Origin of the sequence: Nocardia niigatensis NBRC 100131 (genome assembly GCF_000308655.1) — a bacterium.
Taxonomy (GTDB): Bacteria; Actinomycetota; Actinomycetes; order Mycobacteriales; family Mycobacteriaceae; genus Nocardia; species Nocardia niigatensis.
This window is the reverse complement of sequence record NZ_BAGC01000071.1, coordinates 191,877-208,392: the sequence shown is the minus strand read 5'-3', so window position 1 is coordinate 208,392 and position 16,516 is coordinate 191,877. Positions and strand designations below refer to the sequence as shown.

General features: G+C 67.5%; 18 protein-coding genes. 7 read left to right on the top strand and 11 right to left on the bottom strand.

Features of this window, described 5'->3' with window-relative positions; all coding sequences use genetic code 11:
- Positions 1 to 13 precede the first annotated feature (13 nt).
- From ON33_RS30210 to ON33_RS30200, 3 genes are all read right to left on the bottom strand, one after another.
- Positions 14 to 826, bottom strand: coding sequence for a hypothetical protein (locus ON33_RS30210; protein ID WP_157184788.1), 813 nt, complete (start codon positions 824 to 826; stop codon positions 14 to 16).
- A gap of 50 nt (positions 827 to 876) precedes the next feature.
- Positions 877 to 1,347 carry a GNAT family N-acetyltransferase gene (locus tag ON33_RS30205; protein WP_157184787.1) on the bottom strand — a complete coding sequence of 157 codons (471 nt, stop codon included), beginning with the start codon at positions 1,345 to 1,347 and terminating at the stop codon, positions 877 to 879.
- Positions 1,348 to 1,659: 312 nt separating this feature from the next.
- Positions 1,660 to 1,863: a hypothetical protein gene (locus tag ON33_RS30200; RefSeq protein WP_040862491.1), complete on the bottom strand. Its 204-nt coding sequence runs from the start codon at positions 1,861 to 1,863 to the stop codon at positions 1,660 to 1,662.
- Positions 1,864 to 2,126: 263 nt separating this feature from the next.
- Here ON33_RS30200 and ON33_RS30195 point away from each other — a divergent pair, with 263 nt between their 5' ends.
- Both ON33_RS30195 and ON33_RS30190 read left to right on the top strand, forming a co-directional pair.
- Entirely contained in the window at positions 2,127 to 3,014 is an 888-nt protein-coding gene (locus ON33_RS30195; protein ID WP_040862490.1) for a helix-turn-helix domain-containing protein, read from the top strand.
- A complete protein-coding gene (locus ON33_RS30190; protein ID WP_040862489.1) occupies positions 3,011 to 3,214 on the top strand; it encodes a DUF397 domain-containing protein in 204 nt (67 codons plus the stop codon). Before ON33_RS30195 ends, ON33_RS30190 begins: the two co-directional genes overlap by 4 nt.
- A 45-nt stretch (positions 3,215 to 3,259) precedes the next feature.
- On the opposite strand, the gene ON33_RS40095 is transcribed toward ON33_RS30190, so the two are convergent.
- From ON33_RS40095 to sdhC, 4 genes are all read right to left on the bottom strand, one after another.
- Entirely contained in the window at positions 3,260 to 3,415 is a 156-nt protein-coding gene (locus tag ON33_RS40095) for a hypothetical protein (RefSeq protein ID WP_169336853.1), read from the bottom strand.
- A 189-nt stretch (positions 3,416 to 3,604) separates the two neighbouring features.
- Positions 3,605 to 4,351, bottom strand: coding sequence for a succinate dehydrogenase/fumarate reductase iron-sulfur subunit (locus ON33_RS30180; RefSeq protein WP_040862488.1), 747 nt, complete (start codon positions 4,349 to 4,351; stop codon positions 3,605 to 3,607).
- A gap of 2 nt (positions 4,352 to 4,353) precedes the next feature.
- Positions 4,354 to 6,285 (bottom strand): fumarate reductase/succinate dehydrogenase flavoprotein subunit, encoded by a 1,932-nt coding sequence (locus ON33_RS30175; protein ID WP_040862487.1) that lies wholly within the window; start codon positions 6,283 to 6,285, stop codon positions 4,354 to 4,356.
- 39 nt (positions 6,286 to 6,324) lie between these two features.
- Positions 6,325 to 7,155: a succinate dehydrogenase subunit SdhC gene (sdhC, locus tag ON33_RS30170; RefSeq protein WP_040862486.1), complete on the bottom strand. Its 831-nt coding sequence runs from the start codon at positions 7,153 to 7,155 to the stop codon at positions 6,325 to 6,327.
- A gap of 336 nt (positions 7,156 to 7,491) precedes the next feature.
- Between sdhC and ON33_RS30165 the strand changes: the two genes are divergently transcribed.
- Together ON33_RS30165 and ON33_RS30160 are read left to right on the top strand one after the other, a co-directional pair.
- Positions 7,492 to 8,784: a thiolase family protein gene (locus tag ON33_RS30165; protein WP_051153069.1), complete on the top strand. Its 1,293-nt coding sequence runs from the start codon at positions 7,492 to 7,494 to the stop codon at positions 8,782 to 8,784.
- 95 nt (positions 8,785 to 8,879) lie between these two features.
- Positions 8,880 to 9,473 carry a TetR/AcrR family transcriptional regulator gene (locus ON33_RS30160; protein WP_040862485.1) on the top strand — a complete coding sequence of 198 codons (594 nt, stop codon included), beginning with the start codon at positions 8,880 to 8,882 and terminating at the stop codon, positions 9,471 to 9,473.
- Here ON33_RS30160 and ON33_RS30155 read toward each other — a convergent pair whose 3' ends face one another.
- The 4 genes from ON33_RS30155 to ON33_RS30140 form a co-directional block, all read right to left on the bottom strand.
- The gene (locus ON33_RS30155; protein WP_040862484.1) at positions 9,474 to 9,761 is read right to left on the bottom strand and encodes an Rv0250c family protein; all 288 of its coding nucleotides are present in this window, start codon (positions 9,759 to 9,761) and stop codon (positions 9,474 to 9,476) included.
- 182 nt (positions 9,762 to 9,943) lie between these two features.
- Entirely contained in the window at positions 9,944 to 10,930 is a 987-nt protein-coding gene (locus ON33_RS30150) for an alpha/beta fold hydrolase (RefSeq protein WP_040862483.1), read from the bottom strand.
- A gap of 499 nt (positions 10,931 to 11,429) precedes the next feature.
- Complete coding sequence (locus ON33_RS30145) at positions 11,430 to 13,385, bottom strand: acyl-CoA dehydrogenase family protein (RefSeq protein ID WP_040862642.1); 1,956 nt, start codon at positions 13,383 to 13,385, stop codon at positions 11,430 to 11,432.
- Between the two features lie 127 nt (positions 13,386 to 13,512).
- Entirely contained in the window at positions 13,513 to 14,697 is a 1,185-nt protein-coding gene (locus tag ON33_RS30140; protein WP_040862641.1) for an ATP-binding protein, read from the bottom strand.
- 165 nt (positions 14,698 to 14,862) lie between these two features.
- On the opposite strand from ON33_RS30140, the gene ON33_RS30135 reads away from it, so the two are divergent.
- The 3 genes from ON33_RS30135 to ON33_RS30125 all read left to right on the top strand — a co-directional run bounded on the left by ON33_RS30135 (position 14,863) and on the right by ON33_RS30125 (position 16,464).
- Positions 14,863 to 15,120, top strand: a complete 258-nt coding sequence (locus ON33_RS30135) for a hypothetical protein (protein ID WP_040862482.1) — start codon at positions 14,863 to 14,865, stop codon at positions 15,118 to 15,120.
- 220 nt (positions 15,121 to 15,340) lie between these two features.
- Positions 15,341 to 16,012: a C40 family peptidase gene (locus ON33_RS30130; protein WP_373281072.1), complete on the top strand. Its 672-nt coding sequence runs from the start codon at positions 15,341 to 15,343 to the stop codon at positions 16,010 to 16,012.
- A gap of 44 nt (positions 16,013 to 16,056) precedes the next feature.
- The gene (locus ON33_RS30125) at positions 16,057 to 16,464 is read left to right on the top strand and encodes an RNA-binding S4 domain-containing protein (protein WP_063711093.1); all 408 of its coding nucleotides are present in this window, start codon (positions 16,057 to 16,059) and stop codon (positions 16,462 to 16,464) included.
- The last annotated feature ends 52 nt before the right edge of the window (positions 16,465 to 16,516 follow it).

Here is a 16,516-nt window from a genome sequence, read left to right as displayed (position 1 = left end):
ACACCGGGCCGGATCAGAGCCGGAACCAGCGGCGCACCAGCAGCGCGAAGAACACCGACATGGTGACCGCGCCCAGATAGCTCTCGATCACGAACACCGCGCGCCCGCCGACCCGCAGGCTCTCGGTATCGCCGATGCCCAGCGGGTTCAGATAGTTCATGAACACCTGGAACACGGTGATGGCCGGCGGCTGATCCGAGCGCAGCATCACGGCCACCACGAAGACCAGCAGCTGGAAGGCCACGAACCACAGCATGCGGAAGGGGCGATAGCCGTAGCCGCAGATGAGGTCCGGGAACAGGCCGCCGATCCGGCGCCAGGCCACCGGCTGCGCCAGCCGCCGGGCGCGGGCCAGCGCCAGCCCACAGCGGTCCTCGGCATCGGTGTCCTCGTCGATGCGGTAGAGGCTGGCGGCGCGCCGGTAGGCGAGGGCGGCGTGCGCGGGCAGTCCGGCCTGCACCAGCGGGCGGCCCAGTCGCTCGTACGCCTCGGCCAGCAGACCGTTCTGGGTGCGGCTGAGTCGCAGTGGCCCGCGGAATTCCACCTCGGCGGCGATGAGGGCGGCGATCAGCTGATTGACCGGCACCGGTTGCGGGGTCGCGGTCGCGGTGTGCGCAAGGACCGGCGCGTAGATGTGGCCGAAGACGAGACTGTCGCCGGCCCTGCGGATTCCGGGTGGATCGTAGGTGGCGACGACGGCCTCGGTGTGCCGGGTGAACAGGTCCAGCAGCGGCTGTTCGGTCGCCCGCCGCCGCAGACCGTGTGGCTGCGCGAGGAATTCGGTGACGTTGTCGGCGTAGGTATCGGCATGCCGTTCGATACGCATGCTCATATCCGCCACGAATGGCGACGACGGAGCGCTTCTCTCGAGCATGATCAATGATAAATCTTGTGCACCAGCACATCTCGTGGCTCATCGGCGCCGAAGTAGGCGACCTCGTGGTCGGCCCATACGAAGCCGACCTCCTTGTAGAGGTGGTAGGCGACCCGATTGCCGGGCTTCACCGTGACGAAGACCTGTTCGGCCCGGGCCTGACGGCATTGGGCCAGAGCGGCTTCCAGCAATGTCCGGCCGTGGCCGCGACCCCGGCACTCGGCCGCCACCGCGAAACCGAGAAACCAGGCCGTGCGGTCCCCGTCGATGGCGGTGAGCACATAGCCACAGAGCTCGCCGTCATCTTCGGCAACCGTCCAGTTTGTTCCATGCAACTCGAAGAGTTGCCGCAGAACGAAATACGGATAGGCGAGATGCTCGAATTCGACCACCTCGAGCGCGCGGATCGCGTCCAGATCGGACAGCGACGCGGTCCGGCACGCCGGATAATCCGGCTTTTCGAAGGCCAGCAACGGTGTTCCCCTCCACCCCGGGCACAAGTGCGATGGATTCCAGGGTAAGCGTCACACCGGATCTTGGGTGCGGTTCGGCCCGCCTGCCGTCTGTGGAGCGGACGGGCCGAACCGCGCTGCAGCACGCGATGGGGACTGCGCCACCGCTGCCCGGAGGTTAGGCGCGGGGCGCTCGAAAGCGCTGTGCGGCAGCGTTTATCGTGGCCGGGGGCCTTCCCCGGTATCCCGACCGCGAAGTTGTGCCGTGGAGCTGTGCTGCCCGGGCGTCGAGCAGCAGCCACAGCATCCGGTGAACGAATCGGTCGTAGCCGGTCATGGCAGTGCTCGCTCGTCGAGCACACACCGTCCCTCCTCGACCAGCGTCGCCCGGGCTCGTCGGCGCACCTTGCAGGTCTGCACCGTGCAATCGAGGTGCAATTGCATTGCGGCGTGCGCTTGTTCGACGGTCATCACGCCCGGATCGCGACGGCAGCGCGACAGACCGGCGATGTGCATGTTGAGAGACGTCAGTTGCATGTCCAGACCACTCCTCGTTCCCGCTGGTTCCTGAAGTGCCCGGAGGTTCAGGAAAGGAAAGGGGCCTAGCTACACCGCTCCGGGCACATCTCCAGCACACCACGAGCAGACGTCGAGCGGGCGAATTTCGGGAATGAGAACGCAAAATTGCGCGAATTCCCAGCAGTGAATCCACTTGGGGGAGGACGATTCTCCAAAGTGGACGAAGCCATCGCCCGCCGTCGAGCCCCGATCCATGCCCGCGACCGCGAATGGAGCCTGTTGTGTCCGAGGGTCCCGCGTCATCCACCCTGCCCCGCCGCCAGCTCGGCCGCTATCTACGGGACTGGCGCATCCAGGCGGGATTGACCATCGCCGAAGCCGCCAAGCTGATGGAGTGGGGCGCGAGCACCTTGCAGCGGCTGGAGAAGGGCAACGCGGACCGCATCCGCACCATCGACATCCAGGAGCTGTGCCGGATCTACGGGATCCCCGCCGGAATCGCGGAGGGCCTCAAGGGTTTGGCGCAGCAGGCGGCGGTCAAGAGCTGGTGGCACTCCTACGGCGACCTGATTCCCGAGAACTTCGACGTCTACGTGGGGCTGGAGGCATCCGCGCAGCAGTTGTCCTGCTACCAATCCGAATTGGTGCCGGGCCTGCTGCAGACGGCCGAGTACGCAAGGGCCCTGAACCGGCTCGGGTACCCGGAAGAGACTGTGGCGGAGGTGGATCGGCGCGTTCAGCTGCGCATGCAACGGCAGGCCATGATCACCCGCCGCATGCATCCCGCGAGCATCGCCATGGTGTTGCACGAATCGGTATTGCGCCGCCTGGTGGGAGGTGCAAGGGTGATGGCGGCGCAGGTGCGACACTTGGCGGAACTGAGCACCCGGTCCAATGTCGCGCTGCGCATCCTGCCCTTCGCCGCCGGTGTCCCCCTGGGACTTTCGACCGGCCCGTTCGTGATTCTGGAATTCGGATGTGACAGCAAAGGGCAACCGGTGGAGCCTCCGGTGGTCTACGTGGAGGGGTTCACCGGCGATCTGTATCTCGAGAGACAGGGCGACGTGCAGCGCTATCGGCGGGCGCAAGAGGGCCTGCAACGCTGCGCGTTGGACGTTCAGGACAGCAGAAACCTGCTCCGGCAGGTGGCGAAGGAGTATTCGGCATGAGTGTGGATCTTTCCGGGGCCCGCTGGTTCAAGAGCAGCCGCAGCGGGGCCGGTAAGGAGTGCGTCGAGGTGGCTTTCCTGCCCGCGGGCCGAGTGGGCGTGCGGGACAGCAAGAATCCGCAGGGTCCGGCACTGGTGTTCGGCGCGGCGGAGTGGCGGTCGTTCACGGCCGGCCTCGAAAACGGGGTCTTCGACAGGTGATTCGCTGAACGAGGGTTCACGGGCCCCGACCCGTGAACCCCCGCCTCAGAGGATTGCGACCACACCCATCGCGACGGCGGCGACCAGCACGCCGATGGCGAGGGCAGGCATCAGTGCGCCGGTGAGTACGTATACGCCCATCGCCGATACCGCGAAGAGCATCCCTACGATCAGCCGTTCGACCCAGTCATCGGGAGCCATTTTCCGGTACCGGGGACGTGCATTCTTGAGTCCTCGGTCCACGAATAGTTGGATACCCATGCTTAGCCACCGCAAACATACTTCCGTTGTCGAACGGCCGCCGTTTCGTGATCAACTACGGGCTCGGTGACGACGGTGGCCCCGCGCCGGAACGCGGGGCCACCGTGGCCGTATGCCGGGAAATCGCCGTCAGCGACGGAAAAGTTTGTTTCCGAGCCAGACGATCGGATCGTATTTCCGATCGACCACGCGTTCCTTGAGCGGAATCAGCGCGTTATCAGTGATCTTGATGTGCTCGGGGCAGACCTCCGTACAGCACTTCGTGATGTTGCAGAATCCCAGGCCCGCGTCCTCCTGCGCGAGTTCGCGCCGGTCGGCCACATCCAAAGGATGCATTTCGAGTTCGGCAATACGCATCAGGTATCGCGGCCCGGAGAATGCGTGCTTGTTGTCCTCGTGATCACGCACCACGTGACAGATGTTCTGGCACAGGAAGCATTCGATGCACTTGCGGAATTCCTGCGACCGTTCCACATCGGCCTGCTGCATCCGGTACTCGCCCGGTTTGAGATCCACCGGCGGCGTGAAAGACGGTACTTCGCGCGCCTTCTGGTAGTTGAAGGACACATCCGTGACCAGGTCGCGAATTACCGGGAAGGTGCGCATCGGCGTCACCGTGACGATCTCGTCCTCGGTGAAGGTCGACATGCGGGTCATGCACAGCAGCCGCGGCCGCCCGTTCACCTCCGCCGAGCACGAACCGCACTTGCCTGCCTTGCAGTTCCAGCGCACCGCCAGATCCGGCGCCTGGGTGGCCTGCAAACGGTGGATGATGTCGAGCACCACCTCGCCCTCGTTCACCTGCACGGTGAAGTCCTGCAGGCCGCCGCCCTCGGTGTCGCCGCGCCACACCTTGAACTTCGCCTCGTAACCCATGGCTATTCCGCCTTTCCGGCGTCGTCCCGCAGCCCTGCGAGATCGGCGGGGGTGTAGTACTTTTCGAGCTCCGCCATGTCGAACAGCCGGAGCAGGTCCTCGCGCATGGGCACCTGCGCCTCGGGCGTGACGGTCACCGACGGCACCGAGAACCCGACCTCGTCCGGGTCGACCGTGCAGACCAGCAGCTTGTTGCGCCACACCGGATCCATGCCCGGGTGGTCGTCGCGGGTGTGGCCGCCGCGGCTCTCGGTGCGCAGCAGCGCGGCCTGGGCGACGCATTCGCTGATGAGCAGCATGTTGCGCATGTCCAGCGCGAGATGCCAACCCGGATTGAACTGGCGGTGGCCCTCCACGGTGACGTGGTCGTAGCGGTCGCGCAGCTCCGAGAGATGCTCGACGGCCTGCTCGAGCTCGTGCTCCTTGCGGATGATGCCGACCAGATCGTTCATGGTCTGCTGCAGGTCCATGTGCAGCGTGTACGGGTTCTCGCCCGGACCGCCCTCGGCGGGCGGATCGAACGGCGTCACAGCCGATTTCGCGGCCGCGGCGATATCGGTGTCGGAGACCTTGGGCCGTGCGGCCAGCTGCTCGACGTAGGTGGCCGCGCCCAGTCCGGCGCGCCGGCCGAAGACCAGCAGGTCCGACAGCGAGTTGCCGCCCAGCCGGTTGGAGCCGTGCAGGCCGCCCGCGCACTCACCGGCGGCGAACAGGCCGGGCACCGTGGCCGCCTGGGTATCCGGATCGACCTCGATGCCGCCCATGACGTAGTGGCAGGTCGGCCCGACCTCCATCGGCTCCTTCGTGATGTCCACGTCCGCCAGCTCTTTGAACTGGTGGTGCATGGACGGCAGCCGCTTGACGATCTGGTCCGCGGGCAGCCGGGAGGCGATATCCAGGAACACGCCGCCGTGCGGCGTGCCGCGCCCGGCCTTCACCTCTTCGTTGATGGCCCGCGCGACCTCGTCACGCGGCAGCAGATCCGGTGTGCGCCGGGCGGAGTCGTTGTCCTTCAGCCACTGATCGGCTTCCTCGATGGTCTCGGCGTACTGGCCCTTGAACACCGGCGGGATGTAGTCGAACATGAACCGCTTGCCCTCGGAGTTCTTGAGCACCCCGCCGTCACCGCGCACCCCCTCGGTGACCAGGATGCCCTTCACCGACGGCGGCCAGACCATGCCGGTCGGATGGAACTGCAGGAACTCCATATTGATCAGCGACGCCCCGGCGCGCAGCGCGAGCGCGTGCCCGTCGCCGGTGTACTCCCAGGAGTTCGAGGTCACCTTGTAGGACTTGCCGACGCCGCCGGTGGCGATGACGACCGCGGGCGTCTCGAAGAGGACGAAGCGCCCGGATTCCCGCCAGTACCCGAACGCTCCGGCGATCCGGTCACCGTCCTTGAGCAGCTCGGTGATGGTGCATTCGGCGAAGATCTTGATGCGCGCCTCGTAGTCGCCGGTCTGCGCGAAGTCCTCCTGCTGCAGTGAGACGATCTTCTGCTGCATGGTGCGGATGATCTCGAGCCCGGTGCGGTCGCCGACGTGCGCCAGCCGCGGATAGGTGTGGCCGCCGAAGTTGCGCTGGCTGATCCGGCCGTCCTTGGTCCGATCGAAGAGCGCCCCATAGCTTTCCAGCTCCCACACCCGGTCGGGGGCCTCCTGGGCGTGCAGTTCGGCCATGCGCCAGTTGTTGAGGAACTTGCCCCCGCGCATGGTGTCCTTGAAATGGGTCTGCCAGCTGTCCTTCTCGTTGGCGTTGCCCATGGCGGCCGCGCAGCCGCCCTCGGCCATGACGGTGTGCGCCTTGCCGAACAGGGACTTGCAGACCACCGCCACGGACAGCCCGTGCTCACGAGCCTCGATGACCGCACGCAGACCGGCGCCACCGGCCCCGATCACGACGACGTCGTACTTGTGCCGCTCGACTTCAGGCATGGAACCGAATACTCCTGGGAGACAGAGGAATAGAGGACGTCAGCCGATGAGGCGAGGATCGGAGATGGTTCCGCTCGCCACCAGCATGACGTAGAAATCGGTGAGGACCAGCGTGCCCAGCGTGGTCCAGGCCAGCTGCATGTGCCGGGTGTTCATCTTCGACACCACGGTCCAGAAGCGGTAGCGCACCGGGTGCTGCGAGAAGTGCTTGAGCCGCCCGCCCGCGATGTGACGGCAGGAGTGGCACGACAGCGTGTACGCCCACAGCAGCAGCGCGTTGCCGGTGATGATCGCGGTGCCCAGGCCGATGCCGAAGCCGCCGGGTGCGTGGAATGAGATCACCGCGTCGTAGGTGTTGATCACCGAGATGATCACCGCGACGTAGAAGAAGTAGCGGTGCGCGTTCTGGATGATCAGGGGAAGCCGGGTCTCTCCGGTGTATTTCGCGTGCGGCTCGGCCACCGCACAGGCCGGCGGGGACATCCACACCGACCGGTAGTACGCCTTGCGATAGTAGTAGCAGGTGAGCCGGAACAGCAGTAGGAACGGCAGCACCAGGAAGCCCAGTGGAATCCACATGGGCAGGTGGCCGATCGGCGTGCCGAAGTGGCTCGACCCCTCGACGCACGACGCGCTCAGGCACGGCGAGTAGAACGGTGTCAGATAGTGGTAGTCGTTCACCCAATACGCGGACCGCACAAAGGATCTGATGGTCGCGTAGATGACGAAGGCTCCCAGCCCGAGCACCGTCACGAGCGGCGGCAGCCACCATCGATCGGTGCGGAGGGTGCGTGCCGCGATGGCGGCGCGACCTCTGCTGAAAACCCCGGTTGTACCTGATTCAGGAGCCTTGACTGGTGCGGCGCTCACTGGTGGCTGCCTCGCTCATCTATCCCGTGGCACGTCATCGTTACCTCCGGCATCGAATGTGATGGTGAGCACCTTACGACAGGGGTGCTATTACTCGAGCTCGCAACAGCGATTTCGCGATCCCGTGATTTGCGCCACATTTCCTGTGGCCTTCCGTGTTCCGTTTGCTTGGTGAACAAACGGCAATCTCGCGAACTCGACGGCCTGTCAGAGGGTTTCGGAATCCGGCCCGCGCGCAGGTCGGGCCGCCCGTTCGCGGCGGCCGGCGGCCGTCATACGACAGCAATAACCGTGTGATGGCCTGTCCCCCTGCCGAGGGTTCGAAGGGAGCCGATCATGAGACGCGCCGCCATCGTCATGCCGATGCGTACGCCTGTGGGTCTGCCCGGCGGTGCGCTGGCCGCGGTGCCGCCGAACCGTCTGGTCGGCACTGTTATCGCGGCGGTCCTCGACCGCTCCGGCCTCGACCCCGCGCGCGTCGAACAGCTGGTCACCGCCCTGCCCGACCTCGAGGCCGTGCGCCCGGCCCTGCCGCTCTGCGGACTGCCCGCGGACCTCGGTGATTTCGCCCTCGGCGAGGGTCCCGGCAGCGGCCTGCGCGCCGCGATCACCGCGAGCATGATGGTGCGCTCCGGCGCCGCCGACGTGGTGCTCGCGGTCGGCGCCGAATACGCGTGCGCCACAGCCGGATTCGACGCGCAATCCGCCAGCGTCCCGGCCGCCGGGCCGAACACCGACCTGCAGATCGCGATCTGGAGCGCGGAACCCCCACGCGGGCAGGCGGATTCGGACCGCACCGAACAGCTGGCCCGCGACCACGGCCTGGACCGGGCCGCGGCCGACGACTTCGCCGCCGTCAGCCACCGCCGCGCCGCCCGGGCACACCGCCAGGGCGTCTTCGGCGCCGAAACCGTGCCGGTCGTGGTGTGCGCCCGTCCGGACGACCCGAATTCCGAGGTGGTGCACCTGGTCGACCGTGACGAGGGCCTGCGCGACGATGTCTCGCCCCGCGCCTTCGCCGCCCTGCCCGCCTTCCGGCCCGACGGCGTCACCACCGCCGGCAACAGCAGCGGCCGCGCCCTGGCCGCCGCGGCCTGCCTGGTGGTGGCCGAGGACCGGCTGACGGACCTGGGCCTGCGGCCCATGGGCTACCTGCTCGACTGGGTGAGCGCCACCGCCCCCGGCGGCGCGCCGGTGCCCGCCGCCACGCCCGCCGTCGCGAAGACCCTGTGGCGCACCGGTTTCGAGCTGTCCGATCTGACGCTGCTCGAGGCGGAGGAAACCTCCGCCGTCGAGGTGCTGGCCCTGGCCCGCACCCTCGGCCTCGACGACCACGCCGGACCGCGCTCGGACGGGCACGACGGTGCGCGCTTGAACGTGAACGGCGGCGCGATCGCCCTCGGTGACCCGGGTGGTGCCGCGGGCCTGCGCATGGTCACCACCCTGCTGCACGAACTCGCCCGCCGCGACGGCGGTCTCGGTCTGACGGTGTCCGCCACCGGACCCGGCCGGGCCGTGGCCGCGGTCTTCGAATCCCCGGATCGGGAACCGATACCGCGGTCCCCGCGCGGCGCGCGGTTCCGGGGCTCGGGCGGCAGCCGCTCCGGCCGGGGCCGGCACCGCCACTGATCCCCGCACCGCCACTGGGCCTCTCCGGTCCGGCGGCGATCTCCCATACTGCAAAGGCCGAACCGGCAGACGATCGAAACGCGACAGGAGGCGATATGGCGACCCGTTCCCGAGGGCGGCCCAGTACCGGTGTACGCGAGGCCGTGATCGCCGGCGCCCAGCAGGCGCTCGCGGAATCCGGTCTGGCGCGGCTGTCCACCAAGGAGATCGCGGCCCGCGCCGGGGTCGCCGAATCCAGCATCTTCTACCACTTCGGCGATCGAATGGGCCTGCTGCAGGCCGTGATCCGGCATCAGCTACGGCCGCTGAAGGACCTGCTCGCCGACGCGCCGGCGGCGGATCTGCGCTCGGATCTGCGGTCGCTGCTCGCGACCCTGGAGGAATTCTTCGTCTCCGCGCTGCCGGTCATCGCGGCCATCCAGTCGGATGCCGGGCTGCGCGCGGTCTACCGGGAACGCAGCCGCGATCTCGACCTCGGCCCGCATCGCGCGGTGGACGCCGTGGTCGCCTATTTCTCGTTCCGGGGCATCGCGGCCGCGGATCCACGGCCGTCGGCCCTGCTGCTGGTCGGAGCGGCGCATCAGCGTGCGCTGCAGCGGCAGCTGAGCCCACCCGACGCGCTCGTCGAATTGCCGAGCCTCGACGCCATTGTCGAGGTGGTCCTGCCGCTGTTCGAAGCGAGGGATTAGTTACTTGGTGCGGGGGCGGGAGTGGAAGCCGAGGCCCTCGTCCTGCGCGCCCATCCACGCCGCCTCATCGTGCTTGGCGTCGGGGACGTAGATCGTCTCCTGCTTCGCGGTCGGTGCTTCCGGCGGCGGCGCCTGTTCGAACTCGTCGGTATCGATGACGAGCCTTTCCAGATCGTTCTCCAGCCGGCGGACCGTACCCGCGTCTCCGTAGTGCGAACGCAGTGCGCTGACGCACTGCCGGAGCTGGCCGACCGCGTAGCGGAGTTCCGCAATCTCGCTGCGTGTCATCGAAACCCTCCTCGAGCCGTGTGACAGACCACACATCGTGATCTACAACACAGTACGTGATGGCGCGGGATTCGTCTCGTCCGCTGTGGATATTCACAGCTCAGGGGCCTGTCAAAGCGTTCAAAATTGGGGCCGCAGTCGTTTCAGATGGTCGAATCCGACCGTCGTTGATGATCTTCCGGCTACCCCGCGATGGCGTACTCCGGCCCGCAGTCGGGCCCGCGGTCCGGGTCCGCGCCGCGCGCCGCCGCGGTCGCCCGGGCCACCAGCGCCACCACCGCGGCGGCCACCTCCTCGGCCCGCTCCAGGATCACCGAGTGCCCGGCGCCGTCCAGCCGCACCAGCTCGGCGTCGTCGACCTGGGAGGCCAGCACCACCGAGTGCGCGAACGGGATCATGATGTCCGCGGACCCGGCCAGTACCAGTACCGGAATCGAGCCCAGCCGGTGCAGATTCGCGCTCTCGTCGAACCGGATCAGCGACTCCAGGAAGCTGGCCATGGTCAGCAGCGAGGTGTCGTTGAGCATGGCCGTCGCCACCGCCAGCATGCGCGGGCTGACCTTGCGGGTGCCCAGCGTGGCGTCGCGCATGATGGGCTCGAAGACGCGGCGGCTCAGGTGTTTCGAGGCCTGCATGGCCCGCGGCGCCCGGCGCACCGCCACCCGCAGCGAGCTCACCGCCGGCGCGCTCAGCAGCCGGCCCAGCCCGACCCGGGTGACCCCGTTGGCGGCGCTGGAGAGCAGGCCGACTCCGACGATCCGGGTTCCGATCGTCTCCGGGTACAGCCGGGTGTAGGCCAGTATGGTCATGGCGCCCATGGAATGTCCCACCAGGACGACGGGCCCCACCGGGACCACGGCGCGCAGCACCGCGTCCAGATCCCGGGCCAGCTGCTCGATGGTGTAGGTCGAGGGGTCGGCATTGCCCGAATCCCCGTGTCCGCGATGGTCGTAGAACACCATGTGGGTGTCGTCGCCCCAGGTCTGCAGCAGATGCCCGCGCATGAACGCCCAGGATTCGGCGCGCAGGCAGTGCCCGTGGACGAACACGACGGTGACGGCTGCGTCGGTGGTGCCGAATTCACGGACCGCGAGTGGCACGCCGTCATCGGCGGACACGGTGGCGGGGTGGCCGTCGAAATCGGCGGCACGGCTGTCGATCGTGGACATGACGTCCTCCTGAAGAGTTCGCCTTCTTGCCCGGTTGTCGGAATTGATAGCCCGGTCGTTAACCCGCTACACCTGGCGTTATAGACAAGTTGTCCAACTGTCTCCGCCGATCTATGCGGGCCTGTCGGCGGATCTCGCGGAGCCTCGCCACATTGCTGGGCGCGGGTAGAAATCCCTGTCCGTCCGGTCAGTGTCCGGACTTTCTTCTTATATCTAGCGAAATGGATAGATAAAGGTAGATGCGTATCGCATCCGGAGTGAGTCGCGCCGTCGCATTCCCGCGCTCGGGCCGGTCGTGCAGATGACGGATCGAGCGGCCGGTCGCTGCCGGCCGGGATCGTCATGATGATCGCGGTGACCAACCTGTGTAACCGGCTCGACGCCGCCACCCGCCAGTAGGCCGGTACGGTCCGGTAGCCCGATTCGGCCGGTATCCGTGAAAATCTGCCGCTCTCTAGTGAATGAACTAGAGAGCGGCAGATTCTTGTGTGGACCTGCGCTAGGTCGCCGCCCCGGTCTTCGTGGACGGGAGGAACGGCCGCAGCAGGTTCTGTTCCACCGACGGACCGAACTGCCATTCGGCGATCCACGGGCCGGTGCCCTCACTCGGATCCAGGGCGCCGGCCTCGAGCCAGCGGTAGCGGCCGTCCAGGACGCCGCGGGTGAGGTCGGTATCGGCGTCGTCGGTGTTGGACCACAGATCGTCGAAGAGCTTCTCGACGCGCAGGCGGGCCTGGCGGCAGAAGACCTCGGCGAGTTCCTCGGCGGCCACGCCGTCGGGACTGCCGTCGACCCGCAGCGACTGCGCCCGCACGCAGGCCGCGGCCATGGCGAACAGTTCGGCTCCGATGTCGACGATGCGTCCCAGGAAGCCCTGCTTGTACTCGAGCTTGGCCTGCCAGCGCGCCATGCCGTACATCAGCGCGCGGGCCTGCTTGCGCGACATCCGCTCGACGAAGCGCATATGCCGTGCCAGTGGCCCGAATTCGCCGTAGCCGACCGGCGCGGTCCCGGCGCCGACGGTGAGCTGCGGGAACCACTTGGCGTAGAAACCGCTCGCCCCGACCGCCGCCTTGGCCTTGTCCTTGAGTTCGGCATTGCGATCGACCAGCGCCCCGGCCGCGGCCATGTGGGCATCGGCCATCTCGCGGGCGATGAGCAGGCGCATGATCTCGCTGGAGCCCTCGAAGATGCGGTTGATGCGCAGATCGCGCAACATTTGCTCGGCGCTGACCGCTCTTTCGCCGCGCGCCCGCAGCGAGGCCGCGGTCTCGTAGCCGCGGCCGCCGCGGATCTGCACCAGTTCGTCGGCGATCTTGCACGCCATCTCCGAGGCCCACAGTTTGGCCAGCGCGGCCTCGATCCGGATGTCGTTGCGGTTCTCGTCGCACATGGTGGCCGACAGGTCGAGCACCGACTCCAGCGCGAAAGTCGTTGCGGCGATGTAGGACAGCTTCGCGCCGACCGCGCCGTGCTCGCCGACCGGGCGGCCCCACTGCACGCGGGTGGCCGACCATTCCCGCGCGATCTTGAGCGACCACTTGCCCGCGGCCGTGCACATGGCCGGGATGGCGAGTCGGCCCGCGTTGAGGGTGGTCAGCGCGATCTTGAGGCCGTCGCCCTCGCGGCCCACCAGATTCCGCTTGGGAACCCGCACCTTGTGCATGCGGGTCACGCCGTTCTCGATGCCGCGCAGACCCATGAACCTGTTGCGCCGCTCCACGGTGATGCCAGGGCTGTCGGCCTCCACGATGAACGCGGAGATGCCGCCGCGGTGGCCCTCGCTCTTGGGCACCCGCGCCATGACCACGAGCAGTTCGGCGACAACGCCATTGGTGGTCCACAGCTTCACGCCGCTGATCTCGTAGGCCTCGCCGTCCGCGGTCGGGGTGGCGGTGGAGGCCATGCGCGCCGGGTCGGAACCGACGTCGGGTTCGGTGAGCAGGAAGGCGCTCACCGCGCCCTTGGCGCAGCGCGGCAGGAACTCTCGCTTCTGCTCGGGGGTGCCGGCCAGCTTGAGCGGCTCGGGCACGCCGATGGACTGGTGCGCGGAGAGCAGCACGCCGAGGCTGGCGTGCGCGGAGCTGACCAGCATGAGCGACTTGTTGTAGCCCACCTGGGACAGTCCGATGCCGCCGTACTCCTCGGGGATCTTGAGGCCGAAGCAGCCGAGTTCGGCCAGCCCGCGCACGTATTCGTCGGGGATGCGGCCCTCGTCCTCGATGCGCTGCCCGTCGATGGTCTCGCAGAAGGCGCGCAGCCGGGTCAGGTACGCCTCGGTCTTGGCGGTATCCGCGGCGTCGGGACGGGGGAAGGGATGGATGAGGTCGAGCCGGAATCGGCCGAGGAACATCTCCTTGGCGAAGGATGGCTTGGCCCAGGTGGTTTCGCGGGATTCCTCGACCAGTGCCCGGGCTTGTTCTTCGGTGGCGTCGACTTTGGCGGCAGTCGCCATGATGTCCTCCTCGACCGTGATGAGAATCACATTCGAGTGTAGGAGCGTTTGTTACCCGCCGGTAGGGGCTGGCAACGATCGAAAAGCCTAGTTGCGGGATGATCTTGATCAGATCGCTATTCTTCGGCTATTGAACACCGCGCAGGTATCGGCCGAAGTGCGGGACGGTGAAACCGATGGTTCCGCGCTCGGCCGAGTAGATCAGGCCCTTCTTGATCAAACCGTCCCGCGCCGGGGACAACGAGGCCGGTTTGCGTCCCAGCTCGGCCGCCACCGCTGACGTCGCGACCGGTCCGTCGTCACCGGACAGATCGGCCATCGCGCGCATGTATTCGCGTTCGGCCGGGGTCGCTCGCTCGTAGCGGGAGCCGAAGAAACCGACCGCCAACTCTTCTTCGGCCGCGGGCGCCGCCACCGCCACGTCCTCGGCCGAGATCGGACTCTGCGCCGCCGCGTCCCACACGGCCTTGCCGTACGCCTGCACGAAATACGGGTATCCGTCGGCCTTCAGGTACAGCGCGTCGAGCGCCTCCTCGGAGTACTTCACGCTCTCCCGCTCGGCCGGCGCGATGAGCGCCTGGTCGGCCGACTCCCGATCCAGCCGATCGATGCGGTGATAGGAGAACAGCCGCTCGGAGTAGCTCTTGGACGCGGTCAGCACCGCCGGCAGATGCGGCAGCCCCGCCCCGACCACGATCAAAGGCGCGGCGTCCTGGCTCAATTCGTGGCAGGCCCCGCAGATGGCCGAGATGTCGGCGGCCCCGAGATCCTGCATCTCGTCGATGAACACCGCGATGCCGATGCCCAGCTCGCGCACCAGGGCCGCCGCCTCCATGAGCAGCTCCACCAGATCGATCTCGATATCGCCGGAGTCGGCCCGTCCGGTCACCGCCGGCACGTCGATGCCCGGGTTCCACCGTTCCCGCATGCCCTTGTCGGCAGTGGAGCGCAGCGCGAAAGCCTTGAGAATCCCCAGGAAATCGTCCACCTGCTCCGGATTGCGGTGTGCCACAGCGAGCGAACGCACCGCCATGTGCAGCGCCGAGGCCAGCGGCCGCCGCAGTTCTTGATCGGGGCGGGCCTCCAGCTTCCCGGTGCCCCAGCCGCGTGAGCGGGCGGCGGAGCGAAGCTGGTTGAGCAGCACCGTCTTTCCGACACCGCGCAGACCGGTGAGCATGACGCTGCGTTCCGGTCGTCCCCGCGCGACCCGCTCCAGCACGATGTCGAAGGCGTCGAGCTGGCGGTCCCGGCCCGCGAGCTCGGGCGGCCGCTGTCCCGCGCCGGGCGCGTAGGGATTTCTGACAGGGTCCATGCGGCCCAACCGTAGCGCGGCCATCGCGGATTATCCGGGCATCTATCGAGGACCCTAGAGACAGCTATCGACGGGCATACCGGCCCGGATGAGTTCGGGTCCGAGGTGTCCGCGGGAGTCTCTACCCTTATGCCTGATTCGTTGGGATCCAGCGCAGGAGGGTTCATGTCGGAAGAAGCCGTACCCACCCCCACCGTCGCGGAGGTGGTCGAATCCTGGAACGTGCCCGCCGAGGCGATCGTGGCCGCGCGCATCCGCAACAACATCCTGGTGGCCATCGAGCGCGGCTACGACGATCCGCAACTGGTGGCGGATCTCGCGGTGGGTCCGCTGGTGATGGCGCTGGGGCAGTTGGAAGTCGACCTCGCGGACGCGCGCCGGCGGATTGCCGAATTGGAGCGGGCGGTCGAGGCGAAGGATTGATAACGGCCCGGTTGATCACCTATATCGTCTCGTGATCCAGCGCCCTATACACCGAATTACCCCTTCAGCGGGGCGTTTTCGCGAAACTGCGACACGCCTATCGCGTCGGGTGGACAACGCGGCGGCCTAGTCGTAATCTTCTCGTGACTTAGCGGAGTCTGTTGCTTCATCGGAGAGGCAGCCCGCGACGTTACAGCAGCAAGATCGGAGATGCGGCTCAGTGGGTAAGCACAGCTTGCAGCAGGAATCTCGGCTTCCGAATTCCGTGAAGGGCGCCATCGTCATGGGTGCGATGGCCGCGACGACTACCGGCGTGTTCCCGGCGATCACCGCCACCGCCGCCACCGTCGAAATCCCGGGTATCGGAAACTTCGACGTGCCGGACGATTTCGCGCCCCAGGTGCAGCAGTTCAACCAGACGGTCAAGGACGCCGAGACGGCGCTGCAGACTCCGGGCGGACTGGGCGGCGGCGCTCAGGTCGGCGCCCCGGCTGCGCCCGCTCCGCAGTTCCAGCTGCCCACCATCTTCCAGAAGTCCAGCTCGGTCGGCGACATCGCGCTGCACGCCGCTGAGACCAAGGTCGGCGCCCAGTACTCCTGGGGCGCCACCGGTCCCTACAGCTTCGACTGCTCGGGCCTCGTCCAGTGGGCCTACAAGCAGGCCGGAGTCGAGCTGCCCCGCACCAGCTTCGAGCAGTCCAACGTCGGCGCTCCGGTCGCCTTCGAGGACCTGCAGCCCGGTGACATCGTCATCACCAACGGCGGCGGCCACGTCGGCATCTACGCCGGCGACGGCAAGCTGCTGAACGCGGTGCAGACCGGTACCCCCGTCTCCTACACCAACCTGCACGCCAGCCAGGTCGTCACCGCGCGTCGCATCGTCAACGCCTGACGCACCTGCTGTCGGTCATCGTCTGACGCAGTATCGTCGGACTCGTGACCTCCGCTCCACTGAGCACCGCGGCTCAGGCCCGAGTTGATTCTTGGACCTGGGCCGTCCGCATTTTCAAGACCCGCTCCGCGGCCGCCGCGGCCTGCCGGTCCGGGCATGTGCGGGTCAACGGCGTGCCGGTCAAACCCGCGCACAATCTGAAGCCGGGTGACGAGATCCGAGTCCGCGTCAATGGTTCCGAACGCATCGTCATCGTCGAGCAGCTCATCACCAAGCGCGTCGGCGCGGCCGTGGCCGTGCAGTGCATGATCGACAAGAGCCCGCCGCCGCCCGATCCGCAGCTGACCGCCCTCATGCCGCGCCGCGACCGCGGCGCGGGTCGCCCCACCAAGCGCGAACGCCGCGAGCTGGACCGCCTCTCCGAGACTTCGGCGCGCGGCTACGAGCCGTGACCAGCCGTGCACGCGTGCCGGCGGTTGGGTGCCGAACCGATTCTGGGGGTAC